At 64.3% G+C, this 26767-nt stretch carries 24 protein-coding genes and 2 tRNA genes; 13 read left to right on the top strand and 13 right to left on the bottom strand.

Annotated features, from left to right (window positions below; genetic code table 11):
- From FFS45_RS38370 to FFS45_RS38350, 5 genes are all read right to left on the bottom strand, one after another.
- Positions 1 to 131 (bottom strand): FAD-dependent oxidoreductase (locus FFS45_RS38370; protein WP_137959849.1); only part of this gene is annotated, 131 nt, incomplete at its 3' end.
- A gap of 3 nt (positions 132 to 134) precedes the next feature.
- Positions 135 to 788, bottom strand: coding sequence for a HutD family protein (locus tag FFS45_RS38365; protein ID WP_137959848.1), 654 nt, complete (start codon positions 786 to 788; stop codon positions 135 to 137).
- On the bottom strand, positions 785 to 1729 hold the full coding sequence (locus FFS45_RS38360; protein WP_137959847.1) for an FAD-binding protein: 945 nt from the start codon (positions 1727 to 1729) through the stop codon (positions 785 to 787). The genes FFS45_RS38365 and FFS45_RS38360 overlap by 4 nt, the downstream gene beginning before the upstream one ends.
- The gene (locus tag FFS45_RS38355; RefSeq protein ID WP_212745801.1) at positions 1726 to 2520 is read right to left on the bottom strand and encodes an electron transfer flavoprotein subunit beta/FixA family protein; all 795 of its coding nucleotides are present in this window, start codon (positions 2518 to 2520) and stop codon (positions 1726 to 1728) included. Before FFS45_RS38355 ends, FFS45_RS38360 begins: the two co-directional genes overlap by 4 nt.
- Positions 2521 to 2554: 34 nt before the next feature.
- Positions 2555 to 3742 (bottom strand): FAD-binding oxidoreductase, encoded by a 1188-nt coding sequence (locus FFS45_RS38350; RefSeq protein WP_137959845.1) that lies wholly within the window; start codon positions 3740 to 3742, stop codon positions 2555 to 2557.
- Positions 3743 to 3932: 190 nt separating this feature from the next.
- Between FFS45_RS38350 and FFS45_RS38345 the strand changes: the two genes are divergently transcribed.
- A complete protein-coding gene (locus tag FFS45_RS38345; RefSeq protein ID WP_137959844.1) occupies positions 3933 to 4898 on the top strand; it encodes a LysR family transcriptional regulator in 966 nt (321 codons plus the stop codon).
- Between the two features lie 273 nt (positions 4899 to 5171).
- Here the strand turns inward: FFS45_RS38345 and FFS45_RS38340 are convergent, their stop codons facing one another.
- Entirely contained in the window at positions 5172 to 5774 is a 603-nt protein-coding gene (locus FFS45_RS38340; protein WP_137959843.1) for an XRE family transcriptional regulator, read from the bottom strand.
- A gap of 137 nt (positions 5775 to 5911) precedes the next feature.
- On the opposite strand from FFS45_RS38340, the gene glnT reads away from it, so the two are divergent.
- The 7 genes from glnT to FFS45_RS38305 all read left to right on the top strand — a co-directional run bounded on the left by glnT (position 5912) and on the right by FFS45_RS38305 (position 14761).
- Positions 5912 to 7306, top strand: a complete 1395-nt coding sequence (gene glnT / locus FFS45_RS38335; RefSeq protein WP_171029873.1) for a type III glutamate--ammonia ligase — start codon at positions 5912 to 5914, stop codon at positions 7304 to 7306.
- Positions 7307 to 7317: 11 nt separating this feature from the next.
- The gene (locus FFS45_RS38330; protein ID WP_137959842.1) at positions 7318 to 8226 is read left to right on the top strand and encodes a class II glutamine amidotransferase; all 909 of its coding nucleotides are present in this window, start codon (positions 7318 to 7320) and stop codon (positions 8224 to 8226) included.
- Entirely contained in the window at positions 8214 to 8903 is a 690-nt protein-coding gene (locus tag FFS45_RS38325; RefSeq protein WP_137959841.1) for a protein glxC, read from the top strand. Before FFS45_RS38330 ends, FFS45_RS38325 begins: the two co-directional genes overlap by 13 nt.
- A 26-nt stretch (positions 8904 to 8929) precedes the next feature.
- Positions 8930 to 10291 carry an FMN-binding glutamate synthase family protein gene (locus tag FFS45_RS38320; RefSeq protein ID WP_137959840.1) on the top strand — a complete coding sequence of 454 codons (1362 nt, stop codon included), beginning with the start codon at positions 8930 to 8932 and terminating at the stop codon, positions 10289 to 10291.
- Between the two features lie 28 nt (positions 10292 to 10319).
- Complete coding sequence (locus FFS45_RS38315; protein ID WP_137959839.1) at positions 10320 to 11753, top strand: APC family permease; 1434 nt, start codon at positions 10320 to 10322, stop codon at positions 11751 to 11753.
- Entirely contained in the window at positions 11750 to 13486 is a 1737-nt protein-coding gene (locus FFS45_RS38310; RefSeq protein ID WP_137959838.1) for a bifunctional protein-serine/threonine kinase/phosphatase, read from the top strand. The genes FFS45_RS38315 and FFS45_RS38310 overlap by 4 nt, the downstream gene beginning before the upstream one ends.
- A gap of 243 nt (positions 13487 to 13729) precedes the next feature.
- Positions 13730 to 14761, top strand: coding sequence for an ABC transporter substrate-binding protein (locus tag FFS45_RS38305; protein WP_137959837.1), 1032 nt, complete (start codon positions 13730 to 13732; stop codon positions 14759 to 14761).
- An 86-nt stretch (positions 14762 to 14847) separates the two neighbouring features.
- On the opposite strand, the gene FFS45_RS38300 is transcribed toward FFS45_RS38305, so the two are convergent.
- Positions 14848 to 14934, bottom strand: a tRNA-Leu gene (locus tag FFS45_RS38300).
- A gap of 234 nt (positions 14935 to 15168) precedes the next feature.
- Positions 15169 to 15255: transfer RNA gene (locus tag FFS45_RS38295), tRNA-Leu, on the bottom strand.
- Positions 15256 to 15513: 258 nt separating this feature from the next.
- On the opposite strand from FFS45_RS38295, the gene rnr reads away from it, so the two are divergent.
- The 5 genes from rnr to FFS45_RS38270 all read left to right on the top strand — a co-directional run bounded on the left by rnr (position 15514) and on the right by FFS45_RS38270 (position 21867).
- Positions 15514 to 18012 carry a ribonuclease R gene (gene rnr, locus FFS45_RS38290; RefSeq protein WP_137959836.1) on the top strand — a complete coding sequence of 833 codons (2499 nt, stop codon included), beginning with the start codon at positions 15514 to 15516 and terminating at the stop codon, positions 18010 to 18012.
- A 160-nt stretch (positions 18013 to 18172) separates the two neighbouring features.
- Complete coding sequence (rlmB, locus tag FFS45_RS38285; protein WP_137959835.1) at positions 18173 to 18922, top strand: 23S rRNA (guanosine(2251)-2'-O)-methyltransferase RlmB; 750 nt, start codon at positions 18173 to 18175, stop codon at positions 18920 to 18922.
- 113 nt (positions 18923 to 19035) lie between these two features.
- A complete protein-coding gene (gene rpiA, locus FFS45_RS38280; protein WP_137959834.1) occupies positions 19036 to 19731 on the top strand; it encodes a ribose-5-phosphate isomerase RpiA in 696 nt (231 codons plus the stop codon).
- Between the two features lie 304 nt (positions 19732 to 20035).
- Positions 20036 to 21217: a glycosyltransferase family 4 protein gene (locus tag FFS45_RS38275; RefSeq protein WP_137959833.1), complete on the top strand. Its 1182-nt coding sequence runs from the start codon at positions 20036 to 20038 to the stop codon at positions 21215 to 21217.
- A gap of 227 nt (positions 21218 to 21444) precedes the next feature.
- Complete coding sequence (locus FFS45_RS38270) at positions 21445 to 21867, top strand: transcriptional regulator (RefSeq protein ID WP_137959832.1); 423 nt, start codon at positions 21445 to 21447, stop codon at positions 21865 to 21867.
- 261 nt (positions 21868 to 22128) lie between these two features.
- Here the strand turns inward: FFS45_RS38270 and FFS45_RS38265 are convergent, their stop codons facing one another.
- The 5 genes from FFS45_RS38265 to FFS45_RS38245 all read right to left on the bottom strand — a co-directional run.
- A complete protein-coding gene (locus tag FFS45_RS38265) occupies positions 22129 to 23559 on the bottom strand; it encodes a UbiA family prenyltransferase (RefSeq protein WP_137959831.1) in 1431 nt (476 codons plus the stop codon).
- A 150-nt stretch (positions 23560 to 23709) separates the two neighbouring features.
- Complete coding sequence (locus tag FFS45_RS38260) at positions 23710 to 24147, bottom strand: GtrA family protein (RefSeq protein WP_137959830.1); 438 nt, start codon at positions 24145 to 24147, stop codon at positions 23710 to 23712.
- Complete coding sequence (locus tag FFS45_RS38255) at positions 24144 to 24884, bottom strand: SDR family oxidoreductase (protein ID WP_137959829.1); 741 nt, start codon at positions 24882 to 24884, stop codon at positions 24144 to 24146. The genes FFS45_RS38260 and FFS45_RS38255 overlap by 4 nt, the downstream gene beginning before the upstream one ends.
- A complete protein-coding gene (locus FFS45_RS38250; RefSeq protein ID WP_137959828.1) occupies positions 24881 to 26203 on the bottom strand; it encodes an FAD-binding oxidoreductase in 1323 nt (440 codons plus the stop codon). Before FFS45_RS38250 ends, FFS45_RS38255 begins: the two co-directional genes overlap by 4 nt.
- Before the next feature lie 147 nt (positions 26204 to 26350).
- On the bottom strand, positions 26351 to 26767 hold a 417-nt coding region (locus FFS45_RS38245), incomplete at its 5' end, for a glycosyltransferase (RefSeq protein WP_137959827.1).

Raw genomic sequence — 26767 nt, 5'->3', positions numbered from 1 at the left:
CCTTTCTCCGCTGCCAGCTGCTTCAGGCGGATCGCCGCGGACAGGCCGGCGGGGCCACCGCCGACGATCACCACGTCGTATTCCATCGACTCGCGCGGGCCGTACTGCTCAATCAGCAGGGTGTCTTGCATGCTTTAACACCCGGCCATATCGATTGCGACAGAAACGAGGCGCGCGCCAGGCGCCATTGAGTGCAGGTCGATTTCCTCGCGCCGTCCGTCGATCCAGACGCCTGTCATCGGCTGCAGCGATACGCCGCTGAGCAGCGCGCTCGACACGCTCCATTCCCCCGCGACGCACAAGACGAACTGTGTCGAAGCCGCCGTGATCCGCAGCGAGTGCGACGCGACATTGACGCTTGCCTGGCAGACGCCGCGCCGCGTCATCACATTCAGCACTTCGACGGGCTTGGCCGGCACGCTCGCCCATATCAGCAGATCGCCGGGGAACTGCACGGGCTGTCCGGGGCGCGCGAACCACGCGCCATCCTGCGAATGCAGATCGACTGCGCCGTCGTCGAGCAACAGCAGTGTGCGATCGACACCCGGAAACTGCGAGAACTTTGCGGGGCCGTTCAGCGTGGCAAGGCTGACGCGCCACTCGATGCCGCCGTCATCGCCCGCCCGTTTGGCGATGGTGCGCGTCGTGCCGCCGCCGCTTGCCCATGCTTCGGGCGCAAGCTGCGCGCAGTCGAAGAAATGGATCGATTGCTGCGAAGACGGTTTTCCCAATCCCGCCGAGGGACGCGGGAAGGCGTTTTGCTTATCGTGATGCATCAGGTTCGTCATGGTGAGGTCCGTGCGCCCACGTGTGCTTCCAGTTCGCTCATCGTCTCGAACAGATCGCCGACGAGCCCGAAATCGGCGACGGAAAATATCGGTGCGTCGGAGTCCTTATTGACGGCGACGATAACCTTTGAATCTTTCATCCCGGCCAGATGTTGAATCGCGCCGGAGATGCCGAAGGCGAGGTAGACATCGGGCGCGACTGTTTTGCCGGTCTGTCCGACCTGTGCGGCGTTGGGCGCGTAGCCGGCATCGACGGCGGCGCGTGATGCGCCCAGGGCCGCGCCGATTTGCCCGGCCAACGCGCCGAGCCGCGCCATGTTTTCTTGCGACGCGAGGCCGCGGCCGCCTGCCATGACAATGCGCGCAGTCGACAGATCGTGGCCGGTTTGCTGCGCGCTCTGGTGTTCCACGAGTTGGGTCTTGTCGAATGCCGGCGGCGCATCGAGCGCCACGATTGACGCGCTGCCGCCTGTACGTTCGACAGGAGCGAACGATGACGCGCGAAACGTCGCCAATGTGAGCGCGCTTTCGCTCGCCACGGTCGCCAGCACGCTGCCTGCATACAGCCCGCGCACGAAGCGGCCTTCGTTTGCGAGGCTGATTACGTCCGCGAGGAACGCACTGCCGCAGAGGGCGGCTGCGCGCGGAAACGCGCCGCGAACCAGCGGCCGGTGCGCGGCGGCAATCAGCGCATAGCCGGTGCAGACGGCGTGTAATTGTGCCGCGAGCCTCTCCGGCGTGACCACGCCGATGCCATCATCATCGCAGCGGCTGCTCAGCACATGTGCCACACCGGGGATCCGCGCAGCTTCGTTCGCGGTCCCGGCGTCGAGCGCAAGCACGTCAACAGGCACGCCTCGTTGCGAGACTGCGCCGATCACGCGCAGCGTCGCGTCGCTGATCGCGCCGTTGTCCGATTCAATCACTACCAGGGTCTTCATGCGATGGCTCCCGTGCGGTCGAACACGCGATGCGCCGTGAGCGCATCGAGCAGCGCGGCGGTATCCGCGACCCTGACGCCTGCCTGACGCGCGGGCGGATCGCGCAGCTCGACAATCCGGCTTTGCGGCGCGAGCTCGACGCCTAGCGTGGCTGCGTCGAGAGTTGCAAGGGGCTTCTGTTTCGCCTTCACGATGCTCGGCAAGGTCACGCGCCTGGGCTCCGCAAGCCGCAGGTCTGCGCTGACGACGGCCGCGCCGTCGAGCTGCCATGTCACGGTGCCCGAGTCGTCGCCGCAGGTCACGCGCCAGCCGGCGCCGTGCGCGTCGATCGCGCTTGCGTCGAGCGCCTGCGGCCAACCGAGCAGGCCGGCGAGCATGGCGGCGACGCCGCCTGTATCGTCGTCGATGGCCTGCTTGCCGCAAAGCACGAGGCCGAATGTGCCGGATGTGCCGTGTTCGCCGTGTACCGACAGATACGCACCCAGCAGCCGCGCGACGGCGAGCGAGTCCAGCGTCGCCGTGGCCGCGCCCGTGTCGAGCAGGACCGCGTTGTCGGCGCCCATGGCGAGCGCCGTGCGCAGCACGTCCTGGCTAGTGGCCTGCCCGCAGGTGATGACGCTCACCTGCGACGCGTGTCCCGCCTCCTTCAGTTGCAGCGCTTTTTCCAGCGCACACTCGTCGAACGGATTGAGGGACATCTTCAGGCCGTTCGTGTCGATCGTGCCGCCCGCGCTGATGCGCACACGCACGTTTGGATCGACCACGCGCTTGACGGGAACAAGAATCTTGATAGACATGCGCTTCTCCGTAAAACGTCCCGGTGGTTCAGGACACCGCGCCCGAGCCGTATTTGCCGACCAGCAGCGCACCCGTCGAGAAGCGCTCGAGCGCGTAGGGCGCGAGCGACACGTCGGTCGGCTGGCCGAGCGCATGCTGCGCGAGCAGCTTGCCGATGCCCGGCGAGAGCTTGAATCCGTGCCCGGAGAAGCCAAATCCGACGACCAGCCCTTCGACATCGCCGACGCTGCCGAGCACCGGGTTCCAGTCAGGCGTCACGTCGTAGACGCCTGTCCACGACGACGCGAGCCCCGCTGTCTCGTAGGCGGGAAACCGCCCGGCGACCTGCGCGCCGACTTCGGCGACATAGTCGAGCGAGATATCGCCCTGTTCGGTTTCCGGCGCATTGAGCGTTTCACCGACCACGCCTTCGGACACCAGCATCTGGCTGCCGCCGTAACTGCGGAAATACAGCATGCCGGGCGAACCGAGATCCTTGAAGGCCGGCATGCCGAACGTGTACGCATCGGTCTCGCAGTCGAGGGCGAGCACGGTATGACGCTCCGGCTTCACAGGCAGCGGCACGCCGATCCAGGCGGCCAGCTCGGGGGTCCAGATGTTCTGCGTGCTGACGAGGGTGCCGCAACTGAAGCGGCCGGCGCTGGTCTCGACGCCTGTCACGCGGCGTCCTTCGCGGATTACGCCTGTCACGCTCACGCCTTCCATGATTTTCACGCCGCGGCGGCGCGCCGACTTCGAGAAGCTGGTGGCGACCAGATAGGCGTCGGCGAAGCCGGCCTCGGGCTCGAATCCGACCAGCGCCGCGTCGTCGAACTGTGCGATCGGCAGGCGCTCGCGCGCTTCGCCGCGGTTCAGCAATTGCACCTCGATGCCCATCTCCTGCTGCGCGGCCAGCGACGCGCGCAGCGGTTCGAGCTTGTCGCCCTCGGGCGCGCAGATCAGATAGCCGCATTTGACCAGTCCGCACGACGCTTCTTCGTCGCCGACATACTCGGCAAAGTTGTTGAACGCCCACCACGACGAGCGCGCGAGTTCGACGTTCTGGCGCACCGAATAATGCGTGCGCAGCAGGCCGGACGACTGCGAGGTCGTGCCCGCGCCGATCGTGCCGCGCTCGAGGACCAGCACGCTCTTCGCACCGGCCGCGGCGAGATGGTGCGCGACCGAGGCGCCGATCACGCCGGCGCCGATCACGACGAAGTCATAGTGACTCATGGGATATATCCGATTTCCGATAGGGCGACGGAGCAGATTCTAGGAAGCCGAAATGCGGGGCAATTTTGTATTAGGCAAACTTATGACGTGCGCCCGAATTTGCTCATCGTGAGCACGGGCGGATTTTGGGCACGCAGCATTCGATATCGTCGCGCGGCACGAGGTGAGGGCCGCAGACACTGGAGTCACGATGAGAAGGACCCAAACGCCAATCGATCTGCGCGCGCTGCAGGCTTTTGCCGCCGTGTGCGAGACGGGCTCGATGACCGGAGCGGCAAAGCAGCTGGGCGTGAGCCAGAGCGCGATCAGCCAGGCGGTCTCGGCGCTGGAGCGCGACCAGGGCATGACGCTGTTCGACCGCGAGAGCCGCCCGCCGCGCCCGAATATCGCGGGGCGTGCCTTGCTCGAGCTCGCGGGGCCGCTGCTGGAGCATGCGCAGATGGTGAGCACGCGGATCGGCGACGCTTCGCACGCGGGCACGCTGCCGGTGCGGCTCGGATGCGTCGATTCGTTCGCGGCGACGGTCGGGCCGGAGCTGATTCGCGCGGTGTCGAATTCGGCCAGGCAGATTGCGTTGTGGTCGGGTCTCACTCCAGGGCTCTCGAAGCAGTTGCATGACCGCGAACTGGATCTCGCCGTCTGTACGCAGACAACGCTGAACGACGCGCGCATCGTCGAAGTGCCGCTCTTTTCAGAAGCGTTCGTTGCCGTCGTGGCGCGCAGCCATCTCACCGGCCGCGCGCAGATCGACTGGCGCACGCTCAACAAGGAGCTGCCGCTGATTCGCTACACGGCGCGCTCGGTGATCGGGCAGCAGGTCGAACGCTTCGCGCGGCATCTCGGCATTGACAGCCCGCGCCGCTACGAATTCGACGCCACCGATCCGCTGTTGAGTCTGGTGGCGGCCCGTCTGGGCTTTGCGATTTCGACGCCGTTGTGCCTGTGGCAGGCGCGGCACTACCTCGACGAGATCGCCGTGTTGCCGCTGCCGTCCGGGCGGCTTGGGCGGCGCGACTTTTTTCTGTTGCACCGGCAGGGCGAGTGGGACGACTTCGCGAGCGAAATCGTCGGCTTGACGCGCACGGTCATCGACCGCTCGATCCAGCCGGCTCTCGCGCGCGCATTGCCGCAGCTCCCCGGGGACGCGCTCTGCTAGCCGCTAGCCGCATCGCTTTATAAGTTGCGCTGATGCACCGTCGTAACCCGCATGGCCGTTTCAGTGCACCGTTGCACCGCATTCACGATAGGGCCGCACCGCGGGCAAGCAGGGGCAGGGCAGGCAGAGCGGCGGAGAAGGGCCGCAATGCGTCGCCGGTGTTTATTGACAGGAACTTTTGATTCTCATTGATAAACATGGCATGGACGTTGCATAGCAGTTGGACAGTAGCCCGGAATGGGGTCACGAAGTTGGGTCACTCAGTTGGGTGACTTACTCGGCGGCGGGCTGGGCGTAGACGAAGATCGACAGGAACTGGATTGGCGTCTTGATCAGGCGTTCGGGCCCATGCGGGACGTCGCCTCTGAACGTGAGCGTGTCGCCGGGATGCAGGACGTAGGTTTGCTGGCCGTGGCGGTACTCGATCACGCCCTTGAGCATGTGGATGAACTCGGTGCCCGGGTGCTCGAAGACGGGGAAGCGCTCCGACTCGTCGTCCATGGTGATGAGGAAGGGTTCGAAGAGCTTGCGCGGGCCCTGGTCGTAGGCGAGCAGATGGTAGGTGTGGCCGCGCTGCGTGCCTTTGCGCACGACCTCCATGCCGGCGCCTTTCTTGACCAGCTGGGCGCCGCCTTGCGGGACGTCGAAGTTGCGAAAGAGCGCCGACATCGAGACGCCGAGCGCCATGGCAATGCGGTGGAGCACGTCGAGCCCGGCAGAGGTTTGCGCATTCTCGATCTTCGAGAGCATCCCGCGGCTGATGCCGGCCTGCTCGGCGACCTGCGCAATGGTCAGTCCGTGAGACTGGCGCAGTTCGCGGATCGTGGTGCCGAGATAGCGTTCGAGCGGTGATTTGCTGTCGTCCTCGATTTGCATGGATGGCCTCGGGAAAAGGAAGCAAGGTTAGCAGATCGCACTGGTTTGCCGGCCTTGGGTTTAGGAACGGTTGCGCGCAGAGAGTTTCCTCAAGGGAAATATTTTTGCATGTTAATAAATTGTTGCAAGGAGTGGCAATGAACCTGAACGATGCGAGCAAGCTGCCAGTGACCGTCAACGAGCTTGGGAGCGTGCCGCGCTTCGACACGGCGGAAGACGCGCGGGCCTGGCTCACGCAGCAGGGCGTGAAATATGTGCTGGCGCAGTTTGTCGACATTCACGGCGTGGCAAAGGCGAAGTCCGTGCCGCTCGCGCATCTGAAGAGCGTGCTGAGCGCCGGGGCGGGTTTTGCCGGGTTTGCGATCTGGGGTGTCGGGATCGAGCCGAACGGTCCGGACTTCATGGCCGTGGGCGACCTGGCGACGCTGACGCCGATGCCGTGGCAGCCTGGCCTCGCTCGCATTGCGTGCGATGGCCACGTCGACGGCAAGCCTTGGGCGTTCGATTCGCGCGTGACGCTGAAACAGCAGGTCGCGCGCATGACGAAGCGCGGCTGGACGCTTTACACGGGGCTCGAACCGGAGTTCTCGCTGCTGCGCCGTTCGGCCTCGGGCACGTTGGAGCCGTGCGATCCGAGCGATACGCTCGCGAAGCCGTGCTACGACTACAAGGGTCTCTCGCGCACCCGCGTGTTCCTGGAAAAGCTCACGGAATCGATGCGTGCGGTGGGCATCGACGTGTATCAGATCGACCACGAAGACGCGAACGGTCAGTTCGAGATCAACTACACGTACACGGATTGCCTGACTTCGTGCGACCACTACGTGTTCTTCAAGATGGCCGCCTCCGAGATCGCAAACGAACTCGGCATGATCTGTTCGTTCATGGCGAAGCCGTTCGCGAATCGCCCCGGCAACGGCATGCACATGCACATGTCGATCGGCGATGGCGAGCGCAACCTGTTCGCCGATAAAAGCGATCCGCTCGGCATGGGCCTCTCGAAGCTAGGCTACCAGTTCACGGCCGGCCTGCTTGCCCATGCGCCGGCGCTGGCGGCGCTGTGCAATCCGACCGTCAACTCGTACAAGCGGCTCGTGGTGGGGCGCTCGCTGACGGGCGCCACCTGGGCGCCCGCCTATATCAGCTACGGCGACAACAACCGTTCGACGATGGTGCGCATGCCGGGCGAGCGCATCGAGCTGCGCCTGCCGGACGGCTCATGCAATCCGTATCTGGCGACCGCCGCCGTGATCGCGGCCGGGCTCGACGGCATCGAGCGCGAACTGTCGCCGGGCGCCCCCGCCAATGAAAACCTCTACGACTGGACACCGCAGCAATTGCGCGAGCACCAGATCGGCGTGCTGCCTCAGAACCTCGAACAGGCGCTCGACGCTCTCGAAGCCGACCGCCTGATCTGCGATGCGCTCGGCCCGGTCGCCGACGAATTCCTCAAGTTGAAGCGCATGGAATGGCTCGAATACATGCGTCACGTATCGGATTGGGAGCTGAAGAGCTACCTCGAATTTTTCTAAGGAGACGCATTATGTGTGGAATCGTAGGTCTGCTGGTCAAGACGCCGGCACTACGTGAACGGCTCGGCGAACTGATGGTGCCGATGCTGATCGGCATGACGGAGCGCGGCCCGGATTCGGCGGGGCTGGCGGTGTTCGGCAAGGCCGTCGACGCGCACCAGCGCAAGCTGAGCCTCTACTCGGGCTTCACGGACGAGGGCGAGCGCTTTGCCTGGCAGCCGTTGCTCGACGCGTTGAACGCCGCGATGGACGTCACGGCGCGCATCGAAGCGAAGGGCAATCATGCCGTGCTGACGCTGCAAGGCAGCGTCGAGAATGTGAAGAGCTGGCTTACCCAGCACTATCCGAAGCTCTATCTGCTCTCGACGGGCCGCTCGATCGATCTCTACAAGGACATCGGCTCGCCCACGCAGGTGGCGCAGCGCTATGGCTTTGCGAACCTGAAGGGCTCGCATCTCGTCGGACATACACGGATGGCGACCGAATCGGCCGTCACGCCGGATCGCGCGCATCCGTTCACCGCGGGCGAGGACTTCTGCCTCGTGCACAACGGCTCGCTTTCGAACGCGCATGGCGTGCGCCGCAAGCTGGAGCCCGAAGGGATTCACTTCGATACCGACAACGACACGGAAGCGGCGTGCCGCTTTCTCGAATGGCGCCTGCGCGAAGGCGACACGTTGCCGGACGCGCTGCAAAAGGGCTTTGAGGAACTCGACGGCTTCTACACCTTCCTGATGGGCACGACCACCGAGCTCGCGCTGATCCGCGATCCGTTCGCATGCAAGCCCGCTGTGGTCGCGGAGAACGACGAGTACGTGGCGATCGCCTCGGAATTCCGTTCGCTCGCGCATCTGCCCGATATCAGGAATGCGAAGGTCTTCGAACCGGCACCCGAGGAGATGTATGTATGGAAAGCGTGACATTCGACCTTGAGCGCTCGCCGGTCAGGGAGCTGAACCAGTATCTGCACCGCGATGCCGCTGCACTGAAGGGCCAGCGGATCACGGTGAGCTCGCCCAACGGCGCGCACAACATCGCGGTCGGCGTCGATGCCGACGTGAGCGTCACCATCGAAGGCCATGCCGGCTACTACGCGGGCGGCATGAACAAGCACGCGACGATCGTTATCGAAGGCAGTGCGGGCACCGGGGTCGCCGAAAACATGATGAGCGGCAAGGTGCATGTGAAGGGCTTTGCGTCGAACGGTGCGGGCGCTTCCGCGCATGGCGGACTGCTCGTCATCGACGGCGATGCGGGCCTGCGCTGCGGGATCTCGCTGAAGGGGGGCGACATCGTCGTCGGCGGATCGGTGGGCAGCTTCTCGGCGTTCATGGCGCAAGCGGGCCGCATGGTGATCTGCGGCGATGCGGGTGATGCGCTCGGCGACTCGCTCTATGAAGCGGTGCTGTACGTGAAGGGCGAAGTGAAATCGCTCGGGGCGGACGCGCAGTTCGAGCCGATGACCGATGCGGACGTGACGGCTGTCGCCGTGCTGCTCGATGCGGCCGGACTGCGGCACGATCCGCGCGCGTTCAGGCGCATCGCCTCGGCCCGCACGCTTTATCACTGGAACGCCGACGCCGACCAGGAATATTGAACATCCAGATTATCGAGAAGGTCCCCATGGAAAAGGTCATTCATTTCGCCCGCTTGCAGCAGGAAGAGTCGCAAGGCTACGACCGCAAGACGATCGACTACATCCACATGGCCGCGCAGCGCGGTCTTTATGAAATCCGCGGCCTGGGCGCCAAGCGGCGCGTGCCGCACTTCGACGACCTGCTGTTCCTCGGCGCGTCGCTGTCGCGCTATCCGCTCGAGGGCTACCGCGAGAAGTGCGCGACCAGAACGGTGCTTGGCACACGTTTTGCAAGCAAACCCGTCGTGCTCGACATCCCGATCACGATCGCGGGCATGAGCTTTGGCGCGCTCTCGGCGAACGTGAAGGAAGCGCTGGGCCGTGCGGCGACGGCAGCGGGTACCTCGACCACGACCGGCGACGGCGGCATGACGCAGGAAGAGCGCCATTCGTCGAAGACGCTCGTCTATCAGTGCCTGCCGTCGCGCTATGGCTTCAACCCGGACGACGTGCGCCGCGCCGATGCGATCGAAGTCGTGATCGGCCAGGGCGCGAAGCCGGGCGGCGGCGGGATGCTGCTCGGGCAGAAGGTGAACCCGCGGGTTGCCGCGATGCGCACGCTGCCTGCCGGGGTGGATCAGCGTTCGGCGAGCCGTCATCCCGACTGGACCGGTCCCGATGACCTCGCGATCAAGATTCAGGAACTGCGCGAAGTCACCGATTGGGAAAAGCCGATCTACGTGAAGGTCGGCGCGACGCGCACGTTCAATGACGTGAAGCTGGCGGTGCATGCAGGCGCGGACGTCGTGGTGATCGACGGGATGCAGGGCGGCACTGCGGCGACGCAGACATGCTTTATCGAGAACGTTGGCATTCCTACGCTGGCTGCGGTGCGGCAGGCCGTCGACGCGCTCGAGGACCTGAACATGAAAGGGCAGGTGCAACTGATCGTGTCCGGCGGCATCCGCACCGGGGCGGACGTGGCGAAGGCGCTTGCGCTCGGCGCCGATGCGGTGGCGATCGGGCAGGGCGTGCTGATGGCGCTCGGCTGCAATAGCGACACCTACTTCAAGGATGGCGCGCTGCATTCGGCTGCCGCTGATTACGCGGCGCTCAATACCTCGCCTGGTTTTTGCCATCACTGCCACACGGGCAAGTGCCCGGTCGGCGTGACGACGCAGGACGCCGTGCTGGAGCAGCGCCTGCAGCCGGAAGAGGGCGCGCGCCGGGTCCGCAACTACCTGAAGACGCTGAACATGGAACTGACGACGATTGCACGCGCCTGCGGCAAGCAGAACGTGCATCACCTCGAACCGGAGGATCTCGTGGCGCTGACGGTGGAGGCGGCCGCGATGGCGCGCGTGCCGCTCGCCGGCACCTCGTGGATCCCGGGACTAGCGCATTACTGAACCACCTACCTTGACAGGAGAGCCCAGCATGAACGTGATGCAGCAACGTACTTCGGTTTCTTCGCAGCCCGCCGATCTTCGATCGTCGAGCCTGGGCTTCATGGAGACTATCGGCCAGTCTCTCGCCAACATCTCTCCAACCCTCACGCCGTCGATCAACGTCGTGGCGGTTGCCGCGCTCGCCGGCGCGGGCAGCTGGCTGGTCTACGGGCTGTCCACGCTCGGGCTCCTGTTCGTCAGTCTCAACATCGCCGTGCTGGCAAGCCGCTTCGCCGCGGCCGGCTCGTTCTTCATCTTCATCTCGCGGGCACTCGGGCCGATTGCAGGGGGCATCGCCGGATGGGGGCTGATTGCCGCATATACCGGCACGGCGATGGGCGTGCTCGCGGGCGAGGCTATCTTCGTGCAGAACGCGTTCACGCCGTTCAACATCGCCGTGCCGACCTGGCTGATCTATGTGGTGAGCGCGGCGCTGGCCTGGTTCCTCTCGTCGCGCGACATCAAGCTGTCGTCGCGCCTGAGTCTCGCGATCGAGGCTGCCTCGATCACGATCGTCGGCGGCGTGCTGCTGGTGGTTTTCTATCAGCATCCGGGGCGCATCGTCGATCATGCGCAGTTGTCGCTGCAGGGCACGACGTCGAAAGGGATGGCGGAGGCGATGGTGCTCGGCATCTTCTCGTTTGTCGGATTCGAGAGCGCCGCGTCGCTCGGCAAGGAAACCAAGGACCCGCTCAAGGCGATTCCGCGCGCCGTGATCTGGAGCATGGTGGTGGCGGGCGCCTTCTTCATGTTCGTCGCCTACTCGATGGTGGTCGCTTACGGCGGCGACGTGAACAAGCTCGGCAACGACACCGCGCCGCTGCAGACGCTGCTCAACGGGCTCGGCGCGCCGGCGCTGGCACCGCTGTTCTACCTGATCGCATCGGTGAGCGCCTTTGCTTGCGTGCTCGCTTCGATCAATGCCGCAAGCCGCCTGCTGTTCTCGATGGGCCGCTATCAGTTTGTCCATCGCTCGATGGGTATGGTCCACACGAAGCATCAGACGCCGCACTATGCGGTGGCCTTTGCCGTGATCCTCTCGCTGGTCGTGAATCTCGCCCTGCTGGGCACCGGTGCGTTGAACACCTTCGGCTACACAAGCACGTTCGCGACCTTCGGTTTCATCGTGGCTTATTTTCTGATCTCGGTGTCCGCGCCGATCTACCTGAAGAAGCAAGGGCAGCTCAAGCTCGCCAATCTCGTGGTGGGCATCCTGGGCGCCGTCGCGATGGTTGGCGGGTTCTTCGGCAGCGTGTATCCGGTTCCGGCCTGGCCGTACAACTTCCTGCCGTATCTGTTCGTCGCCTATATGGTGTTCGGCTTCGGCTGGCTCGCGATGCTGAAGAAGCGCGCACCGCAGGTTCTCGATAAGATCGAGCACGACCTCGAATCCAGCGAGGCTGCGATTTTCGACAGGAAATGACCGAGACTTCCCTCGCGAATGCCGCCGGGCAGGCGGCGACGTGCATCACGCTTCGGCCCGAACGCGGCGAATGTCCCGAGCTCGACATCGCCTTCGTTTCAGAGCCGGGCGGCAGCGGGCGCAACGAGGACTATGTCGGCGTCATGCTGGGCGAGCTCATGCAGCGCACCTCGCGCGGCAGCGTGGTCGCGCTCGCCGACGGCATGAGCGGGGGCCGGGGCGGGCGCGTGGCGGCCGAGCTTACGGTGCGCAGCTTCATCGACGGCTACTACGCGCCGCCGGATACGCTGGCGCCCGAGGCGGCGGCGGCGCGCGCGCTCAACGCCATTCACGGCTGGCTGTACCAGATCGGCCGCAGCGACGCGGAACTCAGCCTGATGGCGGCGTGTTTTGCGGCGCTGGTGATAAGAGGCGGGGCAGCCTGGCTGATCGGCGCGGGAGACGTGCGGCTTTATCAGCTGCGCGGGGGCGAGATGTCGCAACTCGGCGGCGACGACGTCATGGACGTGCCGTTCGGCGCCTTCGTCGCGCACGCGGTCGGCTTGCAGAGCGCGCTGGTGACGCGTATCGAGAGCTGGACGCTGCAGGAGGGCGACCGCCTGCTGCTGTGCTCCGACGGTCTTTATCGGCGTGTGCCGGGACGCGAGTTGCGGGCGGCGTTGTCGGCGAGCGCACCCGCTGCGGCGGTGGCTCAGCGGCTCGTGCAGATGGCGCGCTCGCGCGGCTCTACTGACGATATCTCGGCCGTCGTGGTGGATGTGCGCAAGGTTCCGGTTCTGGACGATCGCTATCTTGAAGGCGTGCTCGGCGACCTGCCGATTCTTGCGGTTCCCGCGTGCGGAGAGGTGATCGACGGCTATGCGCTGACCACGGTCCTGAGCGATGGACGCTACTCGCGTATCTTCATCGGACACGATCTCGCCGAGCCGAAAAAACGGCTCGCGCTCAAGTTCCCGAAGCCGCGCGTGGACGAGGACGCCAACGTGCGCCAGTCGCTCGTCCGTGAGCGGTGGCTCGCCGGGAAGATCGACAACGAGAACATTCTTGCGCCGAGCGCGATCGATCCCGCACGGCAAAGCCGCCTCTATGTCGTGATGCCTTTCCTCGACGCCTTGCCGCTCGAGACCTTGATGACGCCGGCGCCGATGTCGCTGATGCGTGGACTGACGATTGCACGTCAGTTGAGCCGCGCGATCGCCGCGCTGAACCGGCAGGGCATCTTTCATCGCGACATCAAGCCCGAGAATGTGCTGGTGTTGCCCGACGACAGCGTGAGGCTGCTGGACCTGGGCTTCGCCTACATGCCCGGCATGCTCGCACCGGGGCCGTCCACCGCGCCGGGCACGCCCGCCTACATGGCGCCCGAACTCATCAAGGGCGCCCAGGGCGACGCGCGCTCCGAGGTCTTTGCGTTGGGCGTCACCCTGTACCGGATGTTCAGCGCCGGACGCTCGCCATACGGCTTCAATGGCCGGGTGCCGTTGCGGTACCACCGGCCCGACCTTCCCGCATGGCTCGACCTCGTGCTCGAGAAGGCGATGCAGACCGATCCGGAGCGCCGCTATCAGGATGCGCTCGAGGTCTGCGCCGAGCTGGACCGTTTCGCCGCGGGCGGCGGCGAGACAGAACCGGCAGCGCCGCCGCCGCTGATCGAGCGCAATCCTCTGATGTTCTGGAAGACCGTGGCGGCGATCCTTCTGATCCTGCTGCTGATTGCGCTGGCGCACGGCTGAGCCCGCCAGAGATCCGCTATCCCCATCATGGAATTCCATAATATTGAAAAGCTTGGTTCGAGTATTTTTCTGGCATACCATAATCTCATCTGACGGGATTCGATCCCCAATTATCGTTAGGAATGCTTATTTGAATCGCGAAGCCAGCGCGCTTTTCGCCACAGCGATGAGCGAACAGGTTCAAGCGACTGCCGCACCGTGACTACGACCTTGTACGTCCCTTAAACGCTTCTGGAGATTGACATGAGCAGTAAATGGATTTTGGTTGCGGCGTCGCTGGGCGCTGCGTGCATGACGGCGCTGCCGACGGCGCTGGCCTTCGCCGCAGACCCGATCGTGTTTGCAAGCTGGGGCGGCACGACGCAGTCGTCGCAGCAGAAGGACTGGGCGCAGCCGTTCACGCAATCGACCGGCATCAACGTGTTGATGGACGGCCCGACCGACTACGGCAAGCTCAAGGCGATGGTCGAAAGCGGCAACGTCAACTGGGATGTGGTGGACGTCGAAGGCGACTTCGCCTATGCCGCGCAGCGCGACGGTCTGATCGAGCCGATCGACTATGCGGTCGTGAAGAAAGACGAAATCGACCCGCGCTTCGCGTCGGCCAGTGCGGTTGGCAGCTTCTACTACTCGTTCGTGCTCGGCTACAACAAGACGAACTACAAGGGCGGAGAGCCGCAGAGCTGGGCCGATCTGTTCGATACGAAGAAATTTCCGGGCAAGCGCACGTTCTATAAATGGTCGGCGCCGGGCGTGCTCGAAGTCGCGCTGCTTGCCGACGGCGTGCCGCCAAACAGGCTCTATCCACTCGATCTGGACCGCGCGTTCAGAAAGCTCGACACGATCAAGAGCGACATCGTCTGGTGGGGTGGTGGCGCGCAATCGCAGCAGTTGCTCGCATCGGGTGAAGCGCCGATCGGCATATTCTGGAACGGGCGCCTGCATGCGCTCGAAGAAACCGGCGTGCCCGTCGGCATCTCCTGGAATCAGAACCTGACCGCGGCCGACATGCTCGTGATCCCGAAAGGCGCGAAGCATCGCGACGAGGCGATGAAGTACCTCGCCGCCGCAACGAGCGCACAGGCTCAGGCGAAGTTCGCGGCCGATACCGGCTACGCGCCGGTCAACGTGAAGTCGGCGGCGCTGATGTCACCGGCCGTCGCGAAGACGCTGCCCGATCAGTACAAGGCCACGCAGATCAACCTCGACATGATGTACTGGGCGCAGAACCGCGACGCGATTGCGACGCGCTGGTATGCGTGGCAGTCGAAGTGAGCCAAAGCGGTCCAGGCAGACCGCAAAAACAAAAAACCCCGCAAACTTGTCGTTTTACGGGGTGTTTCGTTTTGCCTGAAGAGGGGTGGTGCCCAGGAGAGGACTCGAACCTCCACGATGTTGCCACCGCTAGGACCTGAACCTAGTGCGTCTACCAATTCCGCCACCTGGGCACGTCTTCAAGCTAGACCGTTATTTTAACGGGAAGATTCAGCGTGTCAATGGGGACTTCAACATTCGCTTCATTCAACCGTTCGGATCTTCGCGTATCGAACCAGCTTCGATACTGACTACCCGTCCTGCTAACACCCTGCGATTCACCTGAACCAGGTTCGAACGAACGACAGGGGACAACAAGGTCTTACACAAAAAGCAAAGCCGCTCGGAAGCGGCTTTGCTTTTGAATCTGGTGCCCAAGAGAGGACTCGAACCTCCACAGTGTTGCCACCGCTAGGACCTGAACCTAGTGCGTCTACCAATTTCGCCACCTGGGCAGGTGTCTGAACAGAGACCGCTATTATAGCGACAGATTCGGGCCTGTCAAGCATTTTGAGAAACGCGCCGAAGGAGGGCGGATTGCGCCTCACAGCAAGTATTGACGCGCCGCTTGGCGTGCAATACGGGTGTTAGAATGCCTCGCAGTAGTTCGTTGGCACGGTGCACAAGCCCGTCGGACTCAGCCTTGAACGAGCCAGACCCGAGCAGTCAATCGCAGGTGCAACAGAGCCGCGTCATAACGCCGACCGACGTCCATGCAACGAGAAAAAATCATCGACAAGCCCTTGAGCAAATATCCGTACCCGATTCCGAGCCGTGAAGAAATCCTCGGCGTGCTCCGCACGAGTGAAACACCGCTTGCTGCGAACGACATCGCCGAAGCATTGTCGATCAAGCGCCAGGAGCGCGAAGGTTTTTTCAAGCGTCTCGCGGCCATGGAGCGCGACGGCCAGATCCGGCTCGATCAGCGCAATCTGTACCAGCTCACGCATCCTTCCAATTTCGTCGCCGGCCGGGTTCAGGGCCATCGCGACGGCTACGGCTTTCTCGTGCGCGACGACGGTCAGGACGACCTGTTCCTGCCCACCGGCGAGATGCAGAAAGTCATGCACAACGACCGCGTGCTCGCGCGGATCGTCGGTTATGACCGGCGCGGCCGGCCCGAAGGGCACATCGTCGAGGTCACGGACCGCGCCAACAAGCGCGTCATCGGCCGCCTGCTCAATGAGAACGGCGCGCTGATCGTCGCGCCTGAAGACAAGCGCATTGGCCACGACATCCTGATCACCCAGAACACCAAGAAGGCCAAGGTCGGCCAGGTGGTGGTGGTCGAGCTGACGGATTTCCCGAGCCGCCATTCGCAGCCGCTTGGCCGCGTGGTGGAGGTGCTGGGCGATATCGACGATCCGGGCATGGAAATCGAAATCGCCGTGCGCAAGTACGGCGTGCCGCACGAGTTCAGCCAGGCCGCGCTCGATGACGCCGCCAAGCTGCCGGACGAAGTGCGTCCCGCGGACATCCGCCATCGCGTCGATCTGCGCGACGTGCCGCTCGTCACCATCGACGGCGAAGATGCCCGCGATTTCGACGACGCGGTGTACTGCGAGCCGGTCGCGGTCGGCAAGGGCGAGGGCTTCCGCCTGATCGTGGCGATTGCCGACGTCTCGCACTATGTGCATCCGAAGAGCGGTCTCGACGTCGACGCGATCGAGCGCAGCACCTCCGTGTACTTCCCGCGCCGCGTGATTCCGATGCTGCCGGAGAAGCTTTCGAACGGCCTGTGCTCGCTGAATCCGCACGTCGACCGTTGCGTGCTGGTGTGCGACATGGTGATCACCGCGCGTGGCGAGATCAAGGCTTACCAGTTCTATCCGGGTGTGATGCACTCGGCGGCGCGCCTGACTTATACCGAGGTCGCCGCGGTCCTGAAGAACACCAAGGGTCCGGAAGCCACCCGCCGCGCGGCCTTGCTGCCGCAACTGCAGAATCTGTATGGCGTCTACAAGTCGCTGTTCGCGGCGCGCCAAAAGCGCGGCGCAATCGACTTCGACACCACCGAGACCTACATCGTATGCAATGCGCAGGGCAAGATCGAGCAGATCATCCCGCGCACGCGCAACGACGCGCACAAGCTGATCGAAGAGTGCATGCTGGCGGCTAACGTCTGCGCTGCCGACTTCATGAAGCGCAACAAGCACCCGGGCCTGTACCGCGTGCACGCGGGTCCGACCGCTGAAAAGCTCGAGAACCTGCGCACCTTCCTGCGTGGCATGGGGCTCACGCTCTCGGGCGGCGACACGCCGCATGCGAGCGATTACGCCGCGTTGATGGCGCATATCCGCGACCGGCCCGACGCGCAGATGCTGCAGACCATGTTGCTGCGCTCGATGCAGCAGGCTGTCTACAGCCCGGACAACATTGGCCACTTCGGTCTCGCGTATGAGGCGTACGCGCACTTTACGAGCCCGATTCGCCGCTATCCCGACCTGCTGACGCACCGCGCGATCTACGCGATCCTGCAGGGCCGCAAGTACACGCCGGAAGCGCCGCATGGCGTCGACCTCAACACGGCCTTGTCGCCGCGTGCCCGCGCGATGCAGCAGGCCGACGACGAGAAGCGCGGCCGCTCGCGGGCCAACAACGTGGCGATCTGGGAAGAACTCGGCCTGCACTGCTCGGCCAATGAGCGCCGCGCGGACGAAGCCTCGCGCGATGTCGAAGCCTGGCTCAAGTGCTACTTCATGCGCGACAAGCTCGGCGAAGAGTACGGCGGCATGGTGAGCGGCGTGACCTCGTTCGGCATCTTCGTGCAGCTCGATGCGCTCTTTATTGAAGGCCTCGTGCACGTCACCGAGCTTGGTTCGGATTACTTCCAGTACGACGAAATCAAGAACGAACTGCGCGGCGAACGCACGGGCATTCGTTACCGTCTCTCGGACCGGGTGCGCGTACAGGTGAGCCGCGTCGATCTGGACGCGCGCAAGATCGACTTCCGTCTGGTGCGCGATACGCCGATCAAGTCGCCGGGCACGCGTGCGCCGCTCGCCGACAAGGCGGTCGCCGAAACGAGCGGTGCACGGGTGCGTGCACTCGCGCCGGCGGAAGCCGGTACAGGCGCGCGCCGCAAGAAGGCAGCGCCTGCACCGACGCTCGCGGTGAAGGAAGCGCGGGCGGCGCGCGGCGCGGCCAAGAAGCATGGCGCCTCGGCCAAGTCCGCTGCGTCGTCGAAGGCACAGGCGCGCAAGAAGCGCTGAGCCCGCACGCCAGTCGTCTATAGCAGGCTCGCTGCGGCGGGTTCACCGCGCTCAACCGGCACAGTTTCATGCGCCGGTTGAGCGCGGTCTGCATTCTGGTTTGTCTTTATCCCAGTAGCGCATCCGCGTCGCGGAGCGCTCAATCAAAGGTTGTTCAGTCATGTCACGTCTCAAGGTTCTATACGGTTTCCACGCAGTGACCGCTCGTCTGCGTCACGATGCGTCGACGGTCGAAGAGGTTTACTACGACGCGACGCGTAAAGATCGGCGCATGACGGAATTCCTGCATGCGGCCAAGGAGGCGGGCGTGCGTCTGATCGCAGCGGACGAGACCCGTCTGTGGGGCCTCGCGCACACCGAGCGCCATCAGGGCGTGGTGGCGCGTGCGGGAGATCTGCCGCTCGCGCAGAATCTCGCCGAACTGCTGGACGGCATCAACGGTTCGCCGCTGATTCTGGTGCTCGACGGCGTGACCGATCCGCATAACCTCGGCGCGTGTCTGCGGGTCGCGGACGCAGCCGGTGCGCATGCTGTGATCGCGCCGCGCGATCGCGCGGTCGGCCTGAATGCCACGGCCGCGAAAGTGGCGAGCGGCGCGGCCGATACCGTGCCGTACATCACCGTTACGAATCTGGCGCGCGCCCTGCGTGAACTGAAGGACGCCGGCGTGTGGGTCGTGGGCACGGCAGGCGAGGCCACCACCAGCCTCTACGACACGAAGCTTGACGGCCCGGTTGCGCTGGTGATGGGGGCGGAAGGCGAGGGCATGCGCCGTCTCACGCGCGATACCTGTGATGAAGTGATGCAGATTCCGATGGCCGGCAGCGTGGAAAGCCTGAACGTCTCGGTGGCGAGCGGCGTGTGCCTGTTCGAAGCGGTGCGCCAGCGCTCGGTTAAGGTCAAGGCCTGATTTGCCGCGCGGCCTGTCCTCATCGCTTTACTCATCCCCTTGCCGGATAAATCCGGGCGGCGCATGCTAGTCCGGTAAACTCGCAGTTTTTCCGCCTCTGCCTAGCACTATCCATGACTCAAGACGAACTCAAGCAACTGGTCGGCCAGGCCGCCGCCGACTATGTCAACGCCAACGTACCGGAAGGCGCCGTGATCGGCGTCGGCACCGGCTCGACCGCCAACTGCTTTATCGATGCGCTGGCTGCGACGAAGCACCGTTATCGCGGCGCCGTCTCCAGCTCGCTCGCGACCACCGCACGCCTGCAATCGCACGGCTTCAAGGTGCTCGATCTGAACGAAATCGAATCGCTGCCGGTGTATGTCGACGGCGCCGACGAAATCGATCACAGCGGCGCCATGATCAAGGGCGGCGGCGGTGCGTTGACGCGCGAGAAGATCGTGGCGTCGGTGTCGGACGTATTCGTCTGCATTGCCGATGCGACCAAGCGTGTCGGCGTGCTTGGCCAGTTTCCCCTGCCGGTCGAAGTGGTGCCGATGGCGCGCACCGCCATTGGCCGCCGCGTGACCGCATTGGGCGGCGTGCCGGTTGTGCGTGTGACGAAGGACGGCGCGCCGTTCATCACCGACAACGGCAACGAGATCATCGACATCAAAGGTCTGAAGATCACCGACCCTCGCGCGCTCGAAGCGCAGATCAATGCGTGGCCGGGTGTCGTGACCGTGGGTCTGTTCGCAGGACGCGGAGCGAATCTGTGTCTGCTTGGCACCGACACCGGTGTCGAGACGATTCAATACCCGCAGGTCTAACGCTACGTTCAATCGCATCGCGCGTCGCCATGTGCCGCGCGATGCCGGTTTGCCAAAGCATTGACGGGGCACGCGGCCCCGTCGTCAATTCCTTCCTTTCTTCCTTGTGCGTGCGTGTCTGCGCTGTTGCGCAACGCGCCGTCACGCTGGCTCCCAACTGCTGAACTGAAGCGCGACTCTCACAGGTGCACGCATCGACGACTGTCGAGCGTGGAGTGTGGTCGTGCGCACGCACACCGGAATTCGCTCCCCGTACACTGCTCTGCATGACCGTGGACTGTCCTCCTCTACAGGTGTCGAGATCATGAAAGTGGCGATCGTGCACGACTGGCTCGTCGCGCCAGGCGGCGCCGAGAAAGTACTGGAGCAGATTATCCAGTGCTTTCCCGACGCCGACCTGTTCAGTCTCGTCGACTTTCTCGAAGATCGCGCACCCGTTTGCGGCAAGCCCGTGACGACCTCGTTCATTCAGCGTCTGCCGTTTGCGCGCCGCCGCTATCGCGCGTATCTGCCGCTCATGCCGCTGGCAATCGAGCAGCTCGACCTGTCGAGCTACGACCTCGTTATCACGAGTTCCTATGCGGTCGCCAAGGGCGTGCTGGTCGGCCCGGATCAGACGCATGTGAGCTATGTGCACTCGCCAATGCGTTACGCGTGGGATCTGCAGCACCAGTATCTGCGTGAAGCGCGCCTCACGCGCGGTCCGCGTTCGTGGGCCGCGCGTGCGCTATTGCACTATCTGCGCGGCTGGGATTCGCGTTCCGCGAATGGTGTCGACCGCCTGATCGCCAACTCGCAGTTCGTGGCGCGCCGCGTGATGAAGACCTATCGGCGCGATGCAGCGGTGATTCCACCGCCTGTCGACGTGCACAAGTTCGATCTCTGTACGCAGAAGGACGATTTCTACCTGACGGCATCGCGGCTCGTGCCGTATAAACGCATCGACCTGATTGTCGAGGCGTTTACTGCGACGCCGCATCGCAAGCTCGTTGTGATCGGCGACGGTCCCGAAATGGCGACGATTCGCAGCGCGGCAGGCCCCAATGTGACGATCCTGGGGTATCAGGCTTTTGCTGTACTAAAGGATTACATGCAGCGCGCCAAGGCGTTTGTCTTTGCGGCTGAAGAAGACTTCGGCATTGTCGCGATTGAAGCCCAGGCCTGTGGCACGCCAGTGATCGCCTTCGGCAAGGGCGGCGCGCTCGAGACGGTCGTGCCGGTGGGCGAAGCGCGCCCGACGGGGGTGTATTTCGCGCACCAGACGGTCACGGCGATTCTCGACGCGATCGAAACCTTCGAACGGCAGCGCTCCCTGATTACACCGGCGGCCTGTCGTGCGAATGCCGAGCGCTTCTCAGCGGCGACCTTCCGGCACTCGTTCATGATCGAAGTGACCCGGACCATCGCCGCGGCGGCGGGACCGCGGCTGCGTATCGAACGCGTGCAGGCGGATCTCGCCTGGCCCGGTGATGCGGTACCGCGCTGAGCTCGTGTGGCAGGCGCGCAGCAGGTTGCTTGTGTTGAGTTGCATCGTTTTACTGAGCGGGGGGTGATGCGCGGCAACAGACCGCGGATCGTCGAGGTGGCATGCCTCGGCGGCCTGTTGCAAGGAGTCCCTGCTTCGTCCTGTATGGCTCTCGTGTGGCTCCCGTGTGGCTCCTGTATGGCAGCACACCATTCAATAAGACTTTCGAACAGGGAAAATCGAAGCACATGAACGCTGATCGTCTTTCGGGGCAGTTCCCCGACATCATTGAAGCCTGGACTGCGTTGCAGCAGAAAGTGTCTCTCAAGCCAGTTCGCAACGAGAAGGACTACCAGACGATGCTGCTGCTCTCGAAAGAGCTGAGCGCGCATCTGAACGGCGAAGAGGATAGCCCGCTGATCGATCTGCTAGGCGTGATCGCCGCGCTGATCGAGTCGTGGGAAACGCGCAGTGTGACGGTGCCCAAAGCGGAACCGCGCGAGGTGCTGCGCCATCTGCTGGAGACGCATGGCCTCAAGCAAAAGGATCTGGCCGGCATTGCGTCGCCGACGGTCGTCAGCGACATTCTCGCCGGGCGTCGCGCCATCAGCAAAAATGTCGCCAAGGCGCTCGCTGCGCGTTTTCATGCCGACGTCAGCGTGTTTCTATGAGGCGTTGATGCGAGTGATGCCTGCCGTTTCCGCGCGGGCTGCGTCTGCGGACTGTTTCCGCGGGCTGTTTCCGTTTCATAGCCGCAGGATGTGAAAAACCGCGCTGTTTCCAGGCGCGGTTTTTGTTTGCCACAGGTCACACATACACGTCACGTATTCAGGGATTCAAGGCGGGACTCAATGCGCGGGCGCCCTGCCTGCAACGGCCGGAACCAGGCTACGCGGCGCGGCGCCGGCACTGCACGTGCTGCGCCCCGCGGCTCAGATCGCAAACAGCATGCACAGGCCGCACAAGCCCATCACGCCGACACTGACCCGGTCCTTGAAGGCGAACACGATCGGGTCGTCATGCATCTTGCCGCGAAAGGCGAACATCCAGATCCGGCTGACCCAGTAGAGCGTGAGAGCGAAGACGGCCCACAGCGCCGGCGGATGGCGGTACAACTGCTTGAGTTCCGGCGAGTTCAGATAAAGCGCCAGCACCAGCACCGCGAGGTAGGCGGACGAAGTGCCGAACGAGCGCAGAATCGACAGGTCCTGGGTGATATATCCGCGGCCCGCGGCGGCAACCTTGCCGTCGCGCAGAATGGCGTCGAGCTCGACATAGCGCTTGACCATTGCGAGACTCAGGAAGATCGGCACGCAGAACAGGATCAGCCAGTACGACAGCGTGATGTCATTGGCGGCCCCGCCGGCGATCACGCGCACCGTGTACAGGCAGGCCAGTGCGAACACGTCGATCAGCGCCATGCGCTTGAGCGCGAAGGAATAGGCGAGGGTGGCGACGATGTAGGCCGCCAGCACCACGCCGAAACGCCACGGCAGCAGCACCGCGAGGCCCACCGAGGCGCCCAGCAGCAAGACCGTCAGCACCGCGCCGAACGAGAGCGGCAGCTTGCCGGATGCGAACGGCCGGTTGCGCTTGCGTGCGTGGCGGCGGTCCGCATCGAGATCGAGCATGTCGTTGAGCAGATACACCGACGACGCACACAGACTGAAGGAGAGAAACGCGAGGCACGCGGCGCCGATGGCATGGAGATCGGTGAAGCGATGCGCGGTCATGAGCGGCACCAGCACGAGCACGTTCTTGACCCATTGGTGCACGCGCATTTCCTTGAGCACCAGCGGCAACAGGCGGCGTTTCTGCTCGAAGAAGATAATCGCCGCGTTGACCTTGCGTGCGGCTGCCTCGATGTGCTTGTCGCCCACCACGATCGCGCGGCGCGACTGGCGCCATACGGGCACGTCGGCCATCGCATCGCCGCAGTAGTCGAAGCCGCCGTCGCCGAACTGGTCGACTAGCGCCTGTGCCTTGTTGCGGCCGAGCAGGTTGTGTTCTTCGGTACTGGCGAGCACGCCGCTAAACAGGCCGAAATGCGCGGCCACCTGCGTGGCGAAGCGCTGATTGGTGGCGGTGCACAGATAGAGGTCCCGTCCGCTCGAATGTTCGTTGCGCAGATACGCGACCAGCTCCGCGTTATACGGCAGCATGTCGACGTCGATCGTCACCCGGCGGGCAATCTGGTCTTTCAGATAGGCGCGTCCATGTAGCAGCCAGCCTATGCAAAGAAAGATCGCAAAGGGGTTCTGCTTGAAGAGCACAAAGAAGGCTTCGAAAAGCAGATCGGTGCGCGTGAGCGTGCCATCGAGGTCGACGCATAACGGAACCGAATTGACTGCCGGGGTTGCCATGAGCACTCTCCGCGCCGGGGAACAGATCGCTTCGCAAGCCGCGTAGTCGCGGCCGCATCAGGGGTGGGCCAGACTGGGAAGCCTGGTCCGAGCCTGCTTTCATGCTATCGACGCAGGTGGATAAGGTCTGTGCGCCAGCGCACTTCACGGCTAGGCGAACACAAAGCGTTTGTCGAGCTGGTACTTGGTGAGGTAGCCGATGGTGAGGCCTAGCGCCCCGCCGGCAAGTCGTGCGTTCTCCGTATGAAACAGGGCGCTGGCGGCGAACTCCACGGCCCAGAATACGAAGGTGGTGCCGAGTCCCATCAGCACGTAGAGCGCGAAAGTGCGGGCTCCGTGCGCAACGCTGCGATGCTCGTAGCGGAAGATCCACGCCTTGTCGAGCAGATACTTGACGACGAGGCCGATGCCAGTGCCCACGCATACCGAAAGCGGCACGGCGAACGCTGCCTGGTAGACGTGATAGGCGAGTTTCTGGCTGCCGAGATTGGCGGCCATCGAGAGTGCGGCAAAGACCGTGTACCAGAACACGAGCCGCGAGCGGCTGAAGGAGAGGGGAGTCGCCTGCGTCGAGGCCGGACTGTTCACAGGGAGATCCTCTTGAACACGAAGCCGGGCAGCGAGCGGATCACCAACATGATTTGCGCCCAGAACCAAGGGGTATAAATCGAATCCTTGCCGCGCTCGATGGCCCGCACGATGTCGGCCGCGACGCGCTCCGGCGTGGCAACGAGCGGTGCCGGCAGCGCGAGGCCCGCGGTCATCGGTGTGTCCACGAAGCCCGGCTTGACCGTCAGCACTTTCACGTTGAACTTGAAGAGCCGTGCGCGCAACCCTTCGCAGAACGTGGTGACGGCCGCCTTGGCGGTGCCGTAGACATAGTTCGACGGCCGGCCGCGATCGCCCGCCACCGAGGAGATCACCGCAATCGAGCCGCTCTTCTGCGCTTCGAAGGTGCCGGCCAGCAAGGTCAGCAGGGCGATCGTCGAGAGGGCGTTGGTGGAAATCTCGCGCACTGTCGCTGCCGGGTCGCGCTCGCAGGCGGACTGGTCGGAGAGCGTGCCGTGCGCCAGCAGCACGATGTCGATGCGGCCGAGCTCGGCGAGGCACGCGTCGAGCATCGGCCGGTGCTGCGGGTAATCGTTGACGTCGAGCACGTAGGTGCCGACTTGCCCGGCGCCGCGCACGCGCAGGTCCTGCGCAACGGCGTCGAGCCGTGTCTCGTGACGGCCGGCCAGAAACAGGTTGGCGTGTTCGCCGGCCCACTCGCGTGCGCAGGCCGCGGCAATGGCCGATGAGCCGCCGATGATCAGGATGTTTTTCATTGCTGTGTCGTCCGTTGCCAGAAGCGCGACATCAAGGCCGGGTCGCGCAGTTGTTCGAGTGCCTGCCACGCCGGATAGGCAGCGCGAAAATCCGCACCGCTCATATGAGCGTCCTTGGCAGGGTAGAGCCGACCGCCCGCGTCGCGCACAATGGCGTCGAGCCGGCTGAACAGCGCCTGGTTTTTTGCCTCGTGTTGCGGGAAGTCGAGCGCGAGCGAAATGCCGGGCATCGGGAACGACAGCAGGCCCGGTGAGCTCAGCTCCCCGCAGCGCTTGAGCACCGCGAGGAACGAGCCGGTACCGGCCGCGCCGATGGCGCGCAGGAAAGCGTGCAGGGCGTCTCGCGCCGCCGCCTCCGGTACGACGAACTGGTATTGCTGGAAGCCGCGCCGGCCATACATGCGGTTCCATTCCAGCAGGCCGTCGAGCGGATAGAAATAGCTGGCGTAGTCCACCTCGGCTCGCCCTGCGCGGGCGGCCTGGCGGCGGTAGTAGAACGCATTGAAGGCCTTGAGCGTGACCCGGTTGACCGGCGACCAGGGCAGCGCAAACGGCACCGTGCGCACCCGCTTGGGGTGGCTCGCGAACTCGCCGTCCACCGCATGATCCGCAGACAGATAGATGCCGCGTCCGAGCGCCGCCCCGCCGGCGAGGCAATCGATCCACGCAACCCCGTATTCATGCTGCGGATCGAGTTCGCGCGAGAGGGCAAGGAATTCATCGAGGTTGCCGAACGCCCGGCTATGCACCGTGAGCCGGCTGGAACGCACCGGCATCAACTGTATTTCGACCCAGCCGATAATGCCGGTGAGCCCGAGGCCGCCAATGCTCGCGCGAAACAGTTCGAGGTTTTCGTCTGGAGCACATTCGTGTGAGGCGCCATCCGAGCGCAACAGCGAAAAGCGCCGTACGTGGCGGCCGAAGGTGCCGCGCACGTGATGATTTTTGCCGTGCACGTCGTTGGCGAGCGCGCCGCCGAGCGTGACGAACTGGGTGCCGGGCGTCACCGCCAGCATCCAGCCGCGCGGCACCGCTACCGCGAGCACTTCGCCGAGCGTGACGCCGGCTTCGGCACGCAGCACGCCGGTTGTCCAGTCCGCACTGATAAAGCGGTTCAGGCCGCGCAGCGAGAGAACGTGATCGGTCGCGGCGAGACAGCTATCGCCATAGCTGCGGCCGTTGCCGAACGGCAGCGTGGTGCCGAAGCGCTCACCCATCTCGCGTAAGGTCGCCTGTATGCCCTCGCGCCACGCAAGCGGATGACCCGCTTGTGGTGCGTAAGGGTAGTGACCCCAGGACAGGAGTTTGGAGGCGCTCATTGAGTGGGCCGTCGGCACGCGCAGATGGAGATGGGTGCATCATATTTCCGGCCTTGCGCAGGCCACCGTTGCCTAGTGCACAAACCCCGGCACACACCCCGGCACAGGCTTCGGCACGCGCCCTCATCACGCGCGCTGCTCGTGCCCTCAACCGGTGACTTTGCCAATGGTGCGCCGCATCTGCTCAAGATATGCCTCGACGGAGAAATGCCGGCTCACGTCGATCAGGGCCTGATCGGCAATACGTTGGGCAAGTTCGGGCGCGGCATGCAGAATATCGATGGCCTCGGTGAGCGCCTCGACATTGCCGGGCGGCACCAGCCAGCCGTTCTTGCGATGCCGGACGATTTCCTTCACCCCGCCGGCCGCTGCGGCGATCACCGGCCGGCCCGCGGCCATCCCTTCGATGATCACCCGCCCGAACGGCTCCGGCTCGGTCGACGTATGCAGGATCACGTCCACCGCCTTCATCCACGCCGGCATGTCGTCGCGAAAGCCGGCGAACTGCAGCCGCTCGCCGACGCCAAGACGCGCGGCCTGCTCGCGCAGCGACTCGGCATACGC

Origin of the sequence: Burkholderia sp. 4M9327F10, from assembly GCF_005503145.1 — a bacterium.
Classification (GTDB): domain Bacteria; phylum Pseudomonadota; class Gammaproteobacteria; order Burkholderiales; family Burkholderiaceae; genus Paraburkholderia.
Note: the sequence above shows the minus strand (reverse complement) of the source record. Positions and strands in the feature narration are given on the sequence as shown.

Bases quoted from the DNA above. Each gene is read 5' to 3' on its own strand.
- rnr (WP_137959836.1), top strand. From the start codon at position 15,514: ATGCAACGAGAAAAAATCATCGACAAGCCCTTGAGCAAATATCCGTAC.
- FFS45_RS38265 (WP_137959831.1), bottom strand. From the start codon at position 23,559: ATGGCAACCCCGGCAGTCAATTCGGTTCCGTTATGCGTCGACCTCGAT.
- FFS45_RS38305 (WP_137959837.1), top strand. From the start codon at position 13,730: ATGAGCAGTAAATGGATTTTGGTTGCGGCGTCGCTGGGCGCTGCGTGC.
- FFS45_RS38320 (WP_137959840.1), top strand. From the start codon at position 8,930: ATGGAAAAGGTCATTCATTTCGCCCGCTTGCAGCAGGAAGAGTCGCAA.
- FFS45_RS38255 (WP_137959829.1), bottom strand. From the start codon at position 24,884: ATGAAAAACATCCTGATCATCGGCGGCTCATCGGCCATTGCCGCGGCC.
- FFS45_RS38330 (WP_137959842.1), top strand. From the start codon at position 7,318: ATGTGTGGAATCGTAGGTCTGCTGGTCAAGACGCCGGCACTACGTGAA.
- FFS45_RS38275 (WP_137959833.1), top strand. From the start codon at position 20,036: ATGAAAGTGGCGATCGTGCACGACTGGCTCGTCGCGCCAGGCGGCGCC.
- rpiA (WP_137959834.1), top strand. From the start codon at position 19,036: ATGACTCAAGACGAACTCAAGCAACTGGTCGGCCAGGCCGCCGCCGAC.
- FFS45_RS38360 (WP_137959847.1), bottom strand. From the start codon at position 1,729: ATGAAGACCCTGGTAGTGATTGAATCGGACAACGGCGCGATCAGCGAC.
- FFS45_RS38365 (WP_137959848.1), bottom strand. From the start codon at position 788: ATGACGAACCTGATGCATCACGATAAGCAAAACGCCTTCCCGCGTCCC.
- FFS45_RS38340 (WP_137959843.1), bottom strand. From the start codon at position 5,774: ATGCAAATCGAGGACGACAGCAAATCACCGCTCGAACGCTATCTCGGC.
- FFS45_RS38345 (WP_137959844.1), top strand. From the start codon at position 3,933: ATGAGAAGGACCCAAACGCCAATCGATCTGCGCGCGCTGCAGGCTTTT.
- glnT (WP_171029873.1), top strand. From the start codon at position 5,912: ATGAACCTGAACGATGCGAGCAAGCTGCCAGTGACCGTCAACGAGCTT.
- FFS45_RS38310 (WP_137959838.1), top strand. From the start codon at position 11,750: ATGACCGAGACTTCCCTCGCGAATGCCGCCGGGCAGGCGGCGACGTGC.
- FFS45_RS38350 (WP_137959845.1), bottom strand. From the start codon at position 3,742: ATGAGTCACTATGACTTCGTCGTGATCGGCGCCGGCGTGATCGGCGCC.
- FFS45_RS38250 (WP_137959828.1), bottom strand. From the start codon at position 26,203: ATGAGCGCCTCCAAACTCCTGTCCTGGGGTCACTACCCTTACGCACCA.
- FFS45_RS38325 (WP_137959841.1), top strand. From the start codon at position 8,214: ATGGAAAGCGTGACATTCGACCTTGAGCGCTCGCCGGTCAGGGAGCTG.
- FFS45_RS38315 (WP_137959839.1), top strand. From the start codon at position 10,320: ATGAACGTGATGCAGCAACGTACTTCGGTTTCTTCGCAGCCCGCCGAT.
- FFS45_RS38270 (WP_137959832.1), top strand. From the start codon at position 21,445: ATGAACGCTGATCGTCTTTCGGGGCAGTTCCCCGACATCATTGAAGCC.
- rlmB (WP_137959835.1), top strand. From the start codon at position 18,173: ATGTCACGTCTCAAGGTTCTATACGGTTTCCACGCAGTGACCGCTCGT.